Genomic DNA, 14200 nt, shown 5'->3' with positions numbered 1-14200 from the left:
TTAAGTAGTACGTTGTATGGCTGAGTTCTCTATCATTGATACCTATTTTAATCGTCACAGCAGTAGTGCTGTCGATTTAGGAGTCGGTGATGACTCAGCCTTGCTCACCCCTCCTCCACAGCAACAATTGGTCATCTGTGCCGATACTCTCGTTGCTGGACGTCATTTTCCTCTCAACACCAACCCACATGCTATTGGCTGGAAATCTGTTGCCGTCAATTTATCTGACATTGCTGCAATGGGTGCCAAACCACACAGTATTTTATTGGCATTGAGCCTACCCCAAATTGATCATGACTGGCTCAAAGGCTTTAGTCAGGGTTTATATGATTGTTGCGATCAATTTGGTGTGAGTTTAATTGGTGGGGATACCACTCAAAGTCCTCATCTGACGATTTCAGTTACAGCCCTCGGCTGGGTAGAATCAGGACAAGCTGTCCCACGTTCAGGTGCCCAAGTCGGTGATTATATCTGCGTCAGCGGACAAGTCGGTGATGCTGCATTTGGCTTAAACCATTTAGGTCATCGCTTACAACGCCGTTTAGATTATCCCACACCACGTTGCTTATTGGGCCAACAGCTCAAAGGCTTAGCTCATAGCATGATCGATGTCTCTGACGGCTTGGCTCAGGACTTAGGACATATTTTGCATGCCTCTAAAGTGGGTGCAGAAATTGAATTAGATCAACTTCCTATCGATCACGATGTAAAACAATTACAACAAGAAAAGCAGTGGCAATACGCCCTCGCGGGTGGAGATGACTATGAGTTATGCTTTACAATAAGTCCGCAGAATTATCAAAAACTTCTGCAACTAAAATTAGATGTAAACATTAGTAAAATCGGTCAAATCACCCCAAATTTGGGAATCCGTTATAACAACCACGGTGTGGACCAAGTCATAAAATTTAAGGGATACCAGCATTTTGCATAAGCCAGCCATTAACTTTAAATCCATGTCTTGGTTTAACCGAGTCATCGCCTTTTGTGGCGTGGGATTTGGCTCGGGTCTTGCACCCAAAGCACCGGGCACCTTTGGCTCTGCTTTTGCTTTGTTGTTTATTCCAGGTTGGCTTGCAATCGGCTTTTTCAACTCCATTATAGTCATGATCATCATGTCGATTATTGGGATCTATATTTGCGGTCAAACCGCCAAAGTCATGGGTGTTCATGATGATGGCCGCATCGTATGGGATGAATTTGCCGGTCAGTCCATTACCTTCCTCCCAATTTTATATCTTGGGCAAATGAGCTGGACTTGGGCATTGATTGGTTTTGCTTTATTCCGTTTATTTGATGTCTGGAAACCGTGGCCTATTCGTGTCATTGACCGTCAAGTCGGTGGTGGCTTTGGCATCATGTTTGACGATATTATTGCGGGCCTTTGGGCTGCGCTTTGCATCTGTATTTATTTTTATATTTTGTCTATGTAATAGAAACACCTAGGATTAAACATGTCTACTAGCGTTATTATTCTTGCTGCAGGTAAAGGGACACGTATGCGTTCTCGTTTACCCAAAGTATTACAACCACTCGCAGGACAACCTTTACTCGGCCATGTCATCAACACTGCGAAAAAATTAAATGCAGAAGAAATAATTACCATCTATGGGCATGGCGGTGAATTGGTTCAAAACGCGTTTGCACATGAAAATGTCAAATGGGTTGAACAAGCAGAACAATTGGGTACAGGCCATGCAGTCAAAGTGACTCTCCCTGTTCTCGCAAAAACTGGGATTTCTTTGATTCTCTCAGGTGATGTGCCTTGTATCACTGAAGCAACATTACAAAAACTATTAGATGCATCTACTCAAACAGGTATTGGCTTAGTAACTTTAACGGTTAATGATGCGACAGGTTATGGTCGTATTGTACGTGAAAATGGCAAAATTCAAGCTATTGTTGAACACAAAGATGCCTCTGAAGAACAACGTAAAATCAAAGAATTTAATACCGGTATTTATGCAGTAAGCAATGCCAAATTGCATGAATGGTTACCAAAATTAAGCAATAATAATGCGCAAGGTGAATATTACCTGACCGATATCGTTGCCATGGCGATTGCCGACGGTCTCGAAGTGGCATCTGTTGAACCAGAGCGTGCATTCGAAGTGGAAGGTGTCAATGACCGCGTACAATTGGCAGCCCTTGAGCGTGAATTTCAAGCATTCCAAGCTAAACAACTGATGCAACAAGGCGTTCACCTGATTGATCCTGCACGTTTCGACTTACGTGGCACACTGACTGTTGGTCAAGATGTCCGTATCGATATCAACGTGATTATTGAAGGTGATGTTGAACTCGGTGATAACGTTGAAATTGGTGCAGGTTGTATCATTAAAAACTCCAAGATTGCGGCAGGCACTAAAGTTCAATCATATAGCGTTTTTGACAGTGCCATTGTTGGTGAAGACGCTCAAATCGGTCCATTTGCACGTTTACGCCCTGGCGCAAAATTAGCTGCAGAAGTACATATTGGTAACTTTGTTGAAGTTAAAAATACCACTGTCGGGTTAGGCTCAAAAGCCAACCACTTTACTTATTTAGGTGATGCAGAAGTCGGTGCAGGTTCAAACATTGGCGCAGGCACCATTACCTGCAACTATGATGGCGCAAACAAATTTAAAACCATTATCGGTGACTCAGCCTTCATCGGCTCAAATAGCTCATTAGTCGCTCCTGTCACCATTGGTCATGGTGCAACAGTGGGTGCTGGCTCAACCATTACACGTGACGTGGCAGACAATAGCCTTGCGGTAGAACGTTCGAAGCAATTTGCCAAAGAAAACTATCAACGTCCCCAAAAATTGAAGAAATAAGAGGATTAAATTATGTGTGGTATTGTCGGTGGCGTTGCAGAACGTAGTATTACCAATATTTTAATTGAAGGCTTAAAGCGTCTTGAATATCGTGGATATGACTCTGCGGGTTTAGCGCTGATTAATAAAGGCCATGTTCTACGTGAACGTCGCGTAGGTAAAGTTGCAAATCTTGAACAAGCCGTTGAAGAAGCAGATATCGCAGGTTCGGTCGGTATTGCACATACGCGCTGGGCAACCCATGGTAAACCAACTGAAAATAATGCCCATCCGCATATTTCAGGCAATGTGGCTGTTGTTCATAACGGTATTATTGAAAACTATCAAGAACTTAAAGATGATCTTGAAGCGCTTGGTTATGTTTTTACCTCACAAACAGATACAGAAGTTGTTGCACATTTAGTCAATGACGCTTTAAAAACCACTCCGAGTCTTTTAGAAGCGGTTAAAAGTGTCGTACCTCAACTCAAAGGTGCTTATGCACTGGGTATCGTACATACAGACCATCCTGATGAATTAATCACGGTGCGTGAAGGTTCACCTCTCGTGATTGGTGTCGGTATTGGCGAGAACTTTATTAGCTCGGATCAATTGGCACTTTTACCAATTACCAACCGTTTTATCTACCTTGAAGAAGGTGATATTGCACGTTTGACACGTAATACTATTGAAGTATTCGTCGATGGTAAATTGGTGAATCGTCCAATCAAAGAGCTTGATGCGACTGTAAGCAATGCTTCAAAAGGTGAATATAAACACTATATGCTCAAAGAAATTTATGAGCAGCCTGAAGCGATTAAGCAAACGATTTCACAAGCATTAAATGGTAATGCGCTTCGTGATGATTTCCTTGCCAATGCAGCTCAAGATTTCAGCCAAATTCAACAAGTGCAAATCATCGCATGTGGTACCAGCTACCATGCCGGCATGATTGCCAAATATTGGTTTGAACAACTGATCGATGTACCTTGCCAAGTCGAAATTGCCAGTGAATTCCGTTATCGCTCGCCTGTGATTGTGAATAACACACTGTATGTTTGTATTTCTCAATCAGGTGAAACAGCCGATACTTTAGCTGCACTGCGTGATACGCAAAAACGTGCAGCAGCGAAAAGCTTGAATATCACCACCATGACCATTTGCAACGTGGCAACCTCGTCGATGGTACGTGAAACCAACTACAGTTTGTTAACACTCGCAGGCCCTGAAATTGGTGTTGCGTCGACTAAAGCCTTTACCACACAGCTTGCGGCATTGATGCTATTGGTATTGAAAATTGGTCAAATTAAGCAAAGCATTTCAAATGACCGTGTCTCTGAAATTATTGCAGCGCTTTGGCATACACCGAAAGTGATTTTAGATACTTTACAAAATAATGCTGAGATTCTACGTCTATCAGAATTATTTGTTGAAAAAAATCACTGCCTATTCTTGGGTCGTGGAACTGAGTTCCCTATCGCCCTTGAAGGTGCTTTAAAACTTAAAGAGATTTCATACATCCATGCAGAAGGCTACGCGGCTGGTGAATTAAAACATGGTCCATTGGCTTTAGTGGATAACGACATGCCTGTGGTGATTCTAGCTCCACAAGATGACATGTTGGACAAACTCAAATCGAACATGGAAGAAGTTCAAGCGCGTGGTGGTGAGTTATTTGTCTTTGCAGATGAAAATAGCGGGATCAAAGCGAAAGATCGTCAACACGTGGTTTATGTGCCAAGTGTGAATGAAATCTTGGCACCAATTGTGTATAGCATTCCAGTACAACTGCTCTCATACCATGTTGCAGTGCTGCGTGGAACAGATGTCGATCAGCCACGTAATTTGGCAAAATCCGTGACGGTGGAATAATAATTTTTGATCAAGGGCTGGAATTGTGTTCGTATAATTAAGTTTGTACCAAATAATTAAGTTTAGATTTAATTATTTAAGTTTGGATATTAATGAAGTAAACGAATAACCCCCCACCCTGTAGAACCAGTGATTCTTCACCAAGTCTACAGGGTTTTTAATATAATTAAATTCAAATTAGAGTCAAACCAGAAATATAAAATTATTACTAATATATTCAATTAGATAGATATATAAAAATCTCACCCTAGATTCAAAAAGCATTCCTTTTTGACCTCACCTTGAAAAAATTTCATTTTTATTTAAAGTATGCTTCGCCTTTCTGCGCAAGAATTCGCATTTTAAATGCGGAAGAATATTATGCAAACTTAATTTCATCTAGAATTAAAGATAGTAAATATTAATACAAACTTAATTTTAAAAATAAAAAACAATGAATAAGATATATCAACAACTTAAGATAAAAAATAAAACAAACTTAATTAAATTACCATAATTAGACGCAGTATTTGGTCATAAAGCAAAATAAGGGATAAGGAACTATGTGCAAACTCTGAATAAGTCTATTAGCTATTCCTGTTACTAGCAGCCCACCTTATTTAAAATGAGGTATTTCATTCACTGGATATATTAATGTTAATGGATTTGATGTTAATGAGATAAAGCCAAACCGCTGATAAAACTCCATAGCTTTTTGATCCTTAGCATGTATTACAACAAAATTTACGCCAATAATTTGAGCAACTTTTGAAACTTGTTTAAGAGCATGTGCTAAAAGTACTTTTCCAACTCCTTGCCCCTGTGCTGCTTGATCAACGGCAAAGCGACCCACAACCACACAAGGTAAGGGATAACGAGGTAATCGTTTAGTGAGAACAGCATCAACCCCATCAAATCCTATAGAGGTACTTGATAGACAATAAAATCCCCTCACCTGTGCATCATCAATAGCAACATAGGTTTTACTTGTTCCTGATTTCTGATGTTGGGATGCGTATTGTTTTATGAACTTATTTAAATCATCTTGCCCACAATTAAATGATTTTTTCTGATGATGGGCTTGTAAAACCTCAATTTTCATCCAATAAACTCATTAAATTTTTCATCTCTTCATTTGCAGGGCGTGGATTTTCAAGCAAATTCATTAACATATCACGATCAGCATTATTTACTTTTAACTCGTGATTAGATTTAAGTAATTCTTTTGCTCGTTCAAATGAGGATTGGATCATAAAGGAACTCACACTAAGACCCAATAAATTCGCAGCTTGCTCAATTACATTCTTTGCATCTACGGTTGAACGAACATTGATTCGTTCTGTTGCTAAGTTAGCCATATTTTCCACCAATTTGTACATCATAATGATGTACAAATTATAGCAGATTAAGGTAGTACTTTAAGATCCAAATTTACATATTTTGTTCTAAAATATTTGGAATAGAAAATAAGCATTTTACTATGAACCAGAATGAATGGTCGGGTTTGAGTCTGAATATGCAATTGGTTTACATAAGAATATGCAACGATGTTTACTAAGATGTAATTTGAATACTTTTGCCTATCATCAACGTTTTTTTAAACTCATTAATTGAGTATTAAAATACCATATTAATTATTAAGTTGCTGAATTAAATAAATAATTAAATAAAAATTATAAAATTTTGTTTGTATATAAATATATTTAAGTTTGTATGTTTTTGCTAAATACAAAATTAACCCGCTTCAGATATGATTAATTATCCACCAAAACCCACAGGTCTTCTGTATGGCAAAAATTATAAAAAACTATGAAGAACTAGTAACAGAAGGGTATGGCCAGGGCCATGGACGCGATTATAAACCTTGTAAAACTGTTCAAAACTTCAGTTCAATTGGTCGCTCTCACAGAGTACAAGGCCGTGTCAGTAAACGTCTTCATCACTTATTTTCTGATCTAGAGCTATCTACCTTTTTACTGCTTGACTGGAATCAGAACGTTACAGATATTCGCGAGCATTATCCTTTGGATATCTATGATCTTAACTCCATCTGTTCTCGTTTCCGAATGAAAAAAGTGTCGATTGACTATATACCTTTTACCCTATCTTCAGATTTTTTAGTTGATTTTGGTAAGTTTTCTATAGCCCTTGACACTCTTTACAGCAAAGATCTGAATAAAGCTCATGTTATTGAGTCATTAGAAATTAAACGTCGCTACTGGGAAGAAGAGCACAATACGCCGTTCAAGTTGATTACTGAAAAAGACATTCCTGCTACGGTACTAGAGAACATTAAATGGTTGTATGTAGAAAAAAATGACCTTGAAATAACAAATCACATGATCGATCTAGCAGTTTATTTTATGGAAGAAATTAGCCAGTACCCTCAAAGCTCATTAATCCAATTTTGTAAGCATTTTGACCAAACTCAAAAAATGGGTATCGGAACGACGCTCGCATTGTTCAGAAAACTATTTGCACTGCGAATACTGCAATTTAATTTAGAAATTTCGTACTTGGAGCTTAAACTCTCTGATATTCATGCAAGTAATTTGCTCCAGAATGAGAATACAGTCCATGCAACTAATTAATTCAGTTTACATCTTGAATTCAACACAATACCGAATACTCAAATTCCTACCGCAGTATACGGTATGGATTTCTATTGATAATAAAAATGCTTTTCCTGAACTCATTTTGTCTAAGGAACTTCAAACTCTCTCAGATGATCAAAGCCTGATACCAGCACAAGATCCTTATGAATACTTAAAACGATTAAACTTGAGTGAAGATTCTATTCAACTCAAAAAAAGAGAGGAAAACTTTTCAATTATTCAAGATTTAATTAATGATGAACAAGTTCTTATCAATGCAAAAATCAGGACTGCAAAAATTAAAACTCTACATCTAGAGAAAGAAGTATCAATTAATAAAATTCTACGACTCCTAAGACGCTACTGGCAGCGTGGTCAAACGATAAATGCTTTGGTACCGGACTATGAAAACTCAGGTGGAAAAGGCCAAAAAAGAACGATAGGTGATAAAAAAATTGGCAGACCACGCATCTATGAATCAAATGAAGGTAAGAATGTTACTGAACAGGTTGAATTATATTTTAAGAAAGCCATCGAAGAGTATTTAGTTCCTGTCAAAAAACAATCCATTAACGAAACTTATCTTCGGTTTAAAAATTTATTTTCCAAGCACTTTCATCAAGTGCAAGCTGGAGATATTCCAACGTATGCTCAATTCTACTACTTTTATAATACGCGATATAGAAATAAGAACAATTCCAAGGAAATTCTGAAGAATCAGAAAACCCTGAAAGATCACAAACCTCTGACTTCAACAGCGACCAAGCAAGCAAATGGTCCTGGTGCACGTTATGAGATAGATTCAACAGTCGCTGACATCTATCTAGTATCATCACGAGATCCATCACAGATTATTGGCCGACCTACCGTATATATTGTTATCGATGTATTCAGCAGGATGATTACTGGACTTTATGTCGGTATGGAAAACAGTTCATTTAACACAGCTATACAATGCCTCAGCGTTGCAATCCAAGATAAAGTGACATTCTGTCAGAGTTATGGCTTGCAAATACAACCAGAAGACTGGCCTATTTATGGTTTACCTGGTGCCATACTTGCAGACCGCGGTGAACTAATTGGCTATCAAATTGAACTTCTTGAAAAAAACTTTTCTGTTCGTATTGAAAATGCGCCACCGTATCGAAGCGATGCCAAAGGTATTGTGGAGAGGGCTTTTGGAATCATTCAGTCACGCTTTAAATCCTACGAGAATATTGGTGTTGTTTCTGGATTCAAGGAAAAAAAGAAAGGCGGACATGATTATCGACTAGAAGCTTGTCTAACTCTGGAAGAGTTCAGAAAAATCATCTTAAGCTGCGTCTTGTTACGCAATAATTTTGATATTTTGACGAAATACGATCGTAGTGCCGATATGCCGACTGACCTGCCTTCTACCCCCCTTAAGCTCTGGCAGTGGGGTCTACAGCACCGTACTGGGATGTTAAGACAAGTGGATAACAAATCACTATATGTTGGCTTGTTACCTAGGACCGACGCCTCCTTAAGTGACAAGGGACTTAAAGTCAAAGGCTTACTCTATCAATGTCTGGAAATGCATCAACAAGGCTGGTTTATTCGTAACACGACCAAATCCCGCCCGAAAAAGTTGCGGATTGGTTTTGACCCATACTCAGTAAATACCATTTATGTTTTCTTTGATGAAAATAAGTTGGAATACTGGGAAGCGCACTTAAGTGATGCCTCACGTCAATATCAGCATCTGACCTGGTGGGAAGCTGAACAAATTCAAAAAGCAATCAAAACTGTTGAAAAACAACATTCACAACTAAAGTCTGTAGCCATTAGTGAATTACAGGATTTTACTGACAAAATCATCCACACAGCACAGAGCCGGCAGGCTCAAGCAGGAGTTCACCAACTTTCTAAAGCACAACGTACTCGGGATATTCGTCAGAACAAACAAGAAGCAATTCAGGTGGAACGTGAGGAACATCTCCAAAATAGGTCCGTCAATTCTATCCGGACTATCCATTCCAACCAAGACAATACTCCAACACCCCCATCTCACAGCAGCAATCTGGATTTGACCAGTCAACCAGACTTAATGAGACAATTATTTGAAGAGGACGATGAAGAATGAATAATAATGAACTCGCGGTCAACACATCAATAGAAGACATCTATGGGGATAATCCTCTTATTACTCAATTACCGCCTATCCTTGACACTAAGTCGGTCATTAAACACCTACGAGGGAAACTGAAATTTATTCCAGAGCAGCGTTTCTTGCCCCAACCCGAAAGAATCCATCTGATTGCTCAATTGCCTCATGATTTTTTTCAACCACTGACCAAACATCTATCCCTTGAGCAAAAAATTTCTATTATGATTCGGCAAGGTTATGTGAGTAGAAACATCACTAATGGGGATAGACATCGACATTTACACGCTGCTTTTCAGCAACTAGAACCATCAAATGAAAGCTCTTACCGCTATGCACCTCCAGAGTCGACTGCAACCAGCATGTCAATTATAGGATGTTCGGGAAGCGGTAAAACAACGACAATGAACAAAATTTTGCGTTATTACCCGCAAGTGATTGAACATAGAGAGCTGGGATTAAAACAAATTGTTTACCTTAAAATTGATTGTCCACATGACAGCTCTTTAAAAAACTTATGCTCAAACTTTTTTAGAGCAGTAGATTTAGCATTAGGAGATACGAACTTCGAGCATCGTTTCACCAGAAGTCGCTTAAATGTGAATGCCATGCTGCAGCAGATGAAAATTATCGCAAATAATTATTCAATTGGACTTTTAATCATTGATGAAATCCAGCATTTGAATACAAAAAAATCTGGCGGGGCTGAAATCATTCTTAATTTCTTTGTCACCCTTGTGAATGTGGCATCCATTCCAATTGTGATGATTGGGACACCCAAAGCCAATGAAATTCTGCAAGAAGACTTAAGATCAGCTAGACGCAGTGCGGGATTAGGCTCTTTAATCTGGGAACCTATGCGCAATGAAGTACCCACTCCCGATCCTAGCACCCCTGATCAAATGATCATTTCTGAATGGTATGCTTTCACCAACAAGCTGTGGCAATATCAATGGGTTCAACAACCAGCTGAACTGACCGATGAATTAAGAAACACTTGGTATTATTATACGCAGGGCATTCCAGATTTAGTGGTTAAACTGTTCTGCTTGGTGCAGATTCATGCAATCACCATTGGTCTGGAAAAAATTACATCTGAACTTTTTAAAAAAGTCTACGAAGAACAATTACAGCCAGTCCACGATATTTTGGATGCACTCCGCTCAGGCAACCCCACACGTATTGCACGGTATTCTGACTTAACTATCCCTCAAGTTCAAATTGAGGAATATGTTGAACAACACCGTTTAAAAGCTGCATTAAAAACGGAAATACAGCGTAAAGATCTAGGACCACATTATTCCACACTTATAGGTATGCTAACGGCCTTAGGTCACCCCGCTGCTACAATAGATCTGCATGTCACTTCTGCATTAAAAAAATATCCAAACGAGAACTTACAGGTACTACTCCAGCATATTCTGGAAGTATTAGACGGCTCTGTAGCAAAAGATAAATTGGACCAGCCTCAGACCACAACTTCGGTAAGAAAACCAAGAACATCACGCAAAGTCATGAAAGCAGAAGAATGGAAGAGCACTGAAGCCAATGACTTACGGAATTTTTTCAGTCAAGCACAAGAAAAGGAAGTAGATGTTTATGAGCTATTAAAATCATCTCACTATTTGTTTGATCCCACCTCTCCTGTGTTGCATTAAACAAAAAATAGAGAGTAAGTGTATTATGATTTCAAATTTTCCAATACCATATCCAGATGAGTTAATTTACAGCGTGATTGCACGTTATGCTATTCACAATGGAATTTTAAGTCCCAAATACCTTACTGAAGAATTATTCAATAATAGAAATTTGACGCCAACTTACGATTTACCATCTCATATAGGAAAATTGGCTAGTTATTTACCCGATTGCTATGATGCACTCTATTTAATCAACCACCACACCTTATTACCAATTTATCAACCATTTCAACCTGATACAGTGATGCGTTATGCTGTACATGTATTACAGGGTGAACAGTATCAATCATTACATACCAAGTTGGGAAAAAATGCGTCGCGAATCAAATCTGTGAATTTTTTTCGGTTCTGTCCGCATTGTTGGCAAGAACAGATGGAACAATATGGTGAAGTGTATTGGAAACGTAGCTGGCAGATTACAGGATATGAATATTGTATAAAGCATGAATCTGCCCTTTTTGTCAGCTCTGTTCCTTGCAATGGGCTAGACCGAAGATTTTATAATGCTCATTTAAATGTCCTTATTGACTCCTCACAACTTTTTATTAATTCACAAGACTTAAAGCGTCATCTAGAGTTAGCAAAAATAATCGAGGATCTACTTATTCAATCTAGCCATAATGCAGTACAAGATGTTTCGATTTTATCAAATGCCTACTTCAATCTATTGAAAGACAGAGACTTACTGTCAGGTCAAAAAAATATCAATTACGAAAAAGTCCGTCAGCTTGTTGTCGATTATTGGGGCGAAAGTTTTCTTCAATATTATCAATTAGGTGATCTGAGCTCTGAGAACTGCTGGCTCAAGAATATCTGTAGAAAACATCGTAAAGCATTTTCTTATCTTGAGCATCTCATCGTATTAAAGGCACTTGTTCCCGAACAAAGTCCTATTTATACATACCAACAGTATTTGGATCTAGCGACAGTAGGTATAGAGGAACAAGCCATTCCTGTCACTGTAAAACACAAGACTTACCAAGTCCTGTCAGATGATCAACTGAAATGGATACAATTGATTCAGGATATGTCAGTCAAACTAGCTCGTAAACATGATGGTGCACTGTACGCACGTTTATATCGCAATCATAAAGATTGGCTGTTACAAATCAATCAAACCGCTATCATGACACCACTCTCTCTACCCAAACCACGTGTCGATTGGAGTATTCGGGATCGTCAGTTTATGAAACAATTGATTAAAATACGTGATGAATTATTAGAAGACTTAGACTCCCCACAATGGACCAAAAAGTTTTTAATTAAACAACTTGGGCATGTCAGCCTAATTGAAAAAAACTGGCATTTTCTGCCGTTGACCAAAGCATTTTTGGAGCGCTACGCTGAGTCGGTGGATTGTTATCAAATACGTCGTCTGACACGAACATATATTCGTCAACAAACTGAGAATAAATACTATCCACCGAGTGTTTTTTTACGTGTATCAGGATTAAGTGAGCAGCGATTAACGCCAGAAGCACGTCGATTTTTTAATAATATTTGGGAAGAAATAAAAAATGAGTGATTGTTCAACCGACTTTTTACCAAAAGAGATGATTTACTATACTGCGACAAAAATTAGTCGACGCGGTCAAACTCGGTTTGATATTGATACTCATTTGTTTAACCCTATTATTAACCGTCCTATTCAACTTAAATTACCGATTGAGAGTGTTCTTCTATACCGCTATAGAACCCAAATTGATGCCTCTCCTACAAAATTATTCACTCACACACTTGAACATGTAAATTTCACAACATTTAGAACTATTATTTTACCGGAGGGTGAGGATCAAAAAATACATGAAGGCCGGATATGTTTTGAATTTAATTACTACTCAACAGTTTTAAAGAAAAATATTACTATTCAAATACCTAAGCTTATCTTGGCCCGCGATTTATTTTTCTCTCATCCTTATTTAATTCGGGCGGCACTTTTTGCAGAAAATTATTCAACCGATGTTTTAGTGGATAGAAATGATGAAAAGGCTATTCATATTAATATAGCAAAAAACAAAAAAATTATGAACGCAGATGTCTCTGATCCTCATTTTTTGAAGAAGCTCGCTTTAATTTTATTACAGCCTGATTTAAATAAAGCCTTCCTTAGTATTTATCAGAAAACAATTATTGATCAAAAAGGCGCTAAAAGTTTTAATTTTGACATGGAAGTGCCTGATCTTAAAAAAATTGATCTAACAGTAGATGGAATTTATGATAAAGAAACAGGTATTTACAGAATTGAGCGCATTACATCTTTCAAAAATCTTGATACAGCTATCAACCGTCCTATTCAATTTCATTTCACTTCAAAAAAAATCATACAACAGGTCAAAAATGCTCAAGGGCAAGGTTCAAACAAACCAAAACCAGCGAGTCAACCTAAAGAGAAATTGAATAAAAATGCTGAGGCAGATATCGATAAACTACTGGCCAAGCTAAGAAACCTACCTGGAGAAATTTATACAATTGAAGAATTAAAAATTTCTTTAGAGACACCTCCTGCTAAAACTGTAGTACGTAAAAGACGAAAGCAAATGGATAAAGATCAAAATCAAGAAGAAGGATTTGCTGGTGGAGAAGGAGATATAGAGGGTACAGTGTCTGGATTTACAACAGAATCAGAAATTCAACTAGAGCGAGTCACTTATAAAGACTTGATTAAACTATTGGAGCAAATTGAAGAAAAGGGATATAAAACCAAAGAAATCAAGAACTCACCTTTTAAAATATATAAACGTTTCAGAGGCCATAAGTTTGCAAACAATCAATTACGCTACTTTTATGTCTATAAAATTTTTAATATAGAAAATAACCATCAATTTTATTTGTGTGAAATTGATACTTCAGATGGTAAAAAAAATATCTCCACCTTATTACTCCCATATGAAGAAAAAACTCAACGATTAATTGAGACAGATTTGGATATATTAAACAATTCGATACTGTCTCAATCACTCAGTTGGCCTAAAAAGTTTCTATCTGAGATAAGAGGTATTACTGCCTTTACTACAATTAATCATCCTTCTAAACAGAAACAACTAGAAGATGTAAATTATTACGCTGACTGGGCTCAACGAATCTTAGCAAAGGTAAAATCAATATAAAGGTTAAACAGTATCTTGGCATATA

At 37.9% G+C, this 14200-nt stretch carries 11 protein-coding genes; 9 read left to right on the top strand and 2 right to left on the bottom strand.

Translation table 11 applies throughout. The features are described 5' to 3' along the window. The first annotated feature begins 16 nt into the window (after positions 1 to 16). Genes thiL through glmS form a run of 4 tightly spaced genes read left to right on the top strand, consistent with a single transcriptional unit; the run spans position 17 to position 4670 of the window. Positions 17 to 934, top strand: coding sequence for a thiamine-phosphate kinase (gene thiL, locus FTV27_RS13470; RefSeq protein WP_180078985.1), 918 nt, complete (start codon positions 17 to 19; stop codon positions 932 to 934). Between the two features lie 22 nt (positions 935 to 956). Next, complete coding sequence (locus FTV27_RS13465; RefSeq protein ID WP_078194116.1) at positions 957 to 1433, top strand: phosphatidylglycerophosphatase A; 477 nt, start codon at positions 957 to 959, stop codon at positions 1431 to 1433. Positions 1434 to 1454: 21 nt separating this feature from the next. Continuing rightward, positions 1455 to 2819, top strand: coding sequence for a bifunctional UDP-N-acetylglucosamine diphosphorylase/glucosamine-1-phosphate N-acetyltransferase GlmU (gene glmU / locus FTV27_RS13460; RefSeq protein ID WP_180078984.1), 1365 nt, complete (start codon positions 1455 to 1457; stop codon positions 2817 to 2819). A 12-nt stretch (positions 2820 to 2831) separates the two neighbouring features. Then, positions 2832 to 4670: a glutamine--fructose-6-phosphate transaminase (isomerizing) gene (glmS, locus tag FTV27_RS13455; RefSeq protein ID WP_180078983.1), complete on the top strand. Its 1839-nt coding sequence runs from the start codon at positions 2832 to 2834 to the stop codon at positions 4668 to 4670. Between the two features lie 595 nt (positions 4671 to 5265). Here the strand turns inward: glmS and FTV27_RS13450 are convergent. Together FTV27_RS13450 and FTV27_RS13445 are read right to left on the bottom strand one after the other, a co-directional pair. Beyond that, entirely contained in the window at positions 5266 to 5751 is a 486-nt protein-coding gene (locus tag FTV27_RS13450) for a GNAT family N-acetyltransferase (RefSeq protein ID WP_180003567.1), read from the bottom strand. Further along, a complete protein-coding gene (locus FTV27_RS13445) occupies positions 5741 to 6007 on the bottom strand; it encodes a DUF1778 domain-containing protein (protein WP_180003568.1) in 267 nt (88 codons plus the stop codon). Before FTV27_RS13445 ends, FTV27_RS13450 begins: the two co-directional genes overlap by 11 nt. 429 nt (positions 6008 to 6436) lie before the next feature. On the opposite strand from FTV27_RS13445, the gene FTV27_RS13440 reads away from it, so the two are divergent. The 5 genes from FTV27_RS13440 to FTV27_RS13420 are packed head-to-tail and all read left to right on the top strand — an operon-like array spanning position 6437 to position 14175. Continuing rightward, positions 6437 to 7240 carry a TnsA endonuclease C-terminal domain-containing protein gene (locus FTV27_RS13440; protein ID WP_180078982.1) on the top strand — a complete coding sequence of 268 codons (804 nt, stop codon included), beginning with the start codon at positions 6437 to 6439 and terminating at the stop codon, positions 7238 to 7240. Continuing rightward, entirely contained in the window at positions 7227 to 9347 is a 2121-nt protein-coding gene (locus tag FTV27_RS13435) for a Mu transposase C-terminal domain-containing protein (RefSeq protein WP_180078981.1), read from the top strand. Before FTV27_RS13440 ends, FTV27_RS13435 begins: the two co-directional genes overlap by 14 nt. Then, on the top strand, positions 9344 to 11026 hold the full coding sequence (locus FTV27_RS13430; RefSeq protein ID WP_180078980.1) for an AAA family ATPase: 1683 nt from the start codon (positions 9344 to 9346) through the stop codon (positions 11024 to 11026). Before FTV27_RS13435 ends, FTV27_RS13430 begins: the two co-directional genes overlap by 4 nt. A gap of 25 nt (positions 11027 to 11051) precedes the next feature. Beyond that, positions 11052 to 12593 (top strand): TnsD family Tn7-like transposition protein, encoded by a 1542-nt coding sequence (locus tag FTV27_RS13425; protein WP_180041275.1) that lies wholly within the window; start codon positions 11052 to 11054, stop codon positions 12591 to 12593. Further along, positions 12586 to 14175, top strand: coding sequence for a Tn7-like element transposition protein TnsE (locus tag FTV27_RS13420; protein WP_180078979.1), 1590 nt, complete (start codon positions 12586 to 12588; stop codon positions 14173 to 14175). Before FTV27_RS13425 ends, FTV27_RS13420 begins: the two co-directional genes overlap by 8 nt. Positions 14176 to 14200 lie beyond the last annotated feature (25 nt).

The organism is Acinetobacter sp. YH12251, from assembly GCF_013417465.1.
Taxonomy (GTDB): Bacteria; Pseudomonadota; Gammaproteobacteria; order Pseudomonadales; family Moraxellaceae; genus Acinetobacter; species Acinetobacter amyesii.
Note: the sequence above shows the minus strand (reverse complement) of the source record. Positions and strands in the feature narration are given on the sequence as shown.

What these genes read in the sequence shown, in the direction of transcription:
- thiL (WP_180078985.1), top strand. Translation starts at nt 17, where the DNA reads ATGGCTGAGTTCTCTATCATTGATACCTATTTTAATCGTCACAGCAGT.
- FTV27_RS13465 (WP_078194116.1), top strand. Translation starts at nt 957, where the DNA reads ATGTCTTGGTTTAACCGAGTCATCGCCTTTTGTGGCGTGGGATTTGGC.
- glmU (WP_180078984.1), top strand. Translation starts at nt 1,455, where the DNA reads ATGTCTACTAGCGTTATTATTCTTGCTGCAGGTAAAGGGACACGTATG.
- glmS (WP_180078983.1), top strand. Translation starts at nt 2,832, where the DNA reads ATGTGTGGTATTGTCGGTGGCGTTGCAGAACGTAGTATTACCAATATT.
- FTV27_RS13450 (WP_180003567.1), bottom strand. Translation starts at nt 5,751, where the DNA reads ATGAAAATTGAGGTTTTACAAGCCCATCATCAGAAAAAATCATTTAAT.
- FTV27_RS13445 (WP_180003568.1), bottom strand. Translation starts at nt 6,007, where the DNA reads ATGGCTAACTTAGCAACAGAACGAATCAATGTTCGTTCAACCGTAGAT.
- FTV27_RS13440 (WP_180078982.1), top strand. Translation starts at nt 6,437, where the DNA reads ATGGCAAAAATTATAAAAAACTATGAAGAACTAGTAACAGAAGGGTAT.
- FTV27_RS13435 (WP_180078981.1), top strand. Translation starts at nt 7,227, where the DNA reads ATGCAACTAATTAATTCAGTTTACATCTTGAATTCAACACAATACCGA.
- FTV27_RS13430 (WP_180078980.1), top strand. Translation starts at nt 9,344, where the DNA reads ATGAATAATAATGAACTCGCGGTCAACACATCAATAGAAGACATCTAT.
- FTV27_RS13425 (WP_180041275.1), top strand. Translation starts at nt 11,052, where the DNA reads ATGATTTCAAATTTTCCAATACCATATCCAGATGAGTTAATTTACAGC.
- FTV27_RS13420 (WP_180078979.1), top strand. Translation starts at nt 12,586, where the DNA reads ATGAGTGATTGTTCAACCGACTTTTTACCAAAAGAGATGATTTACTAT.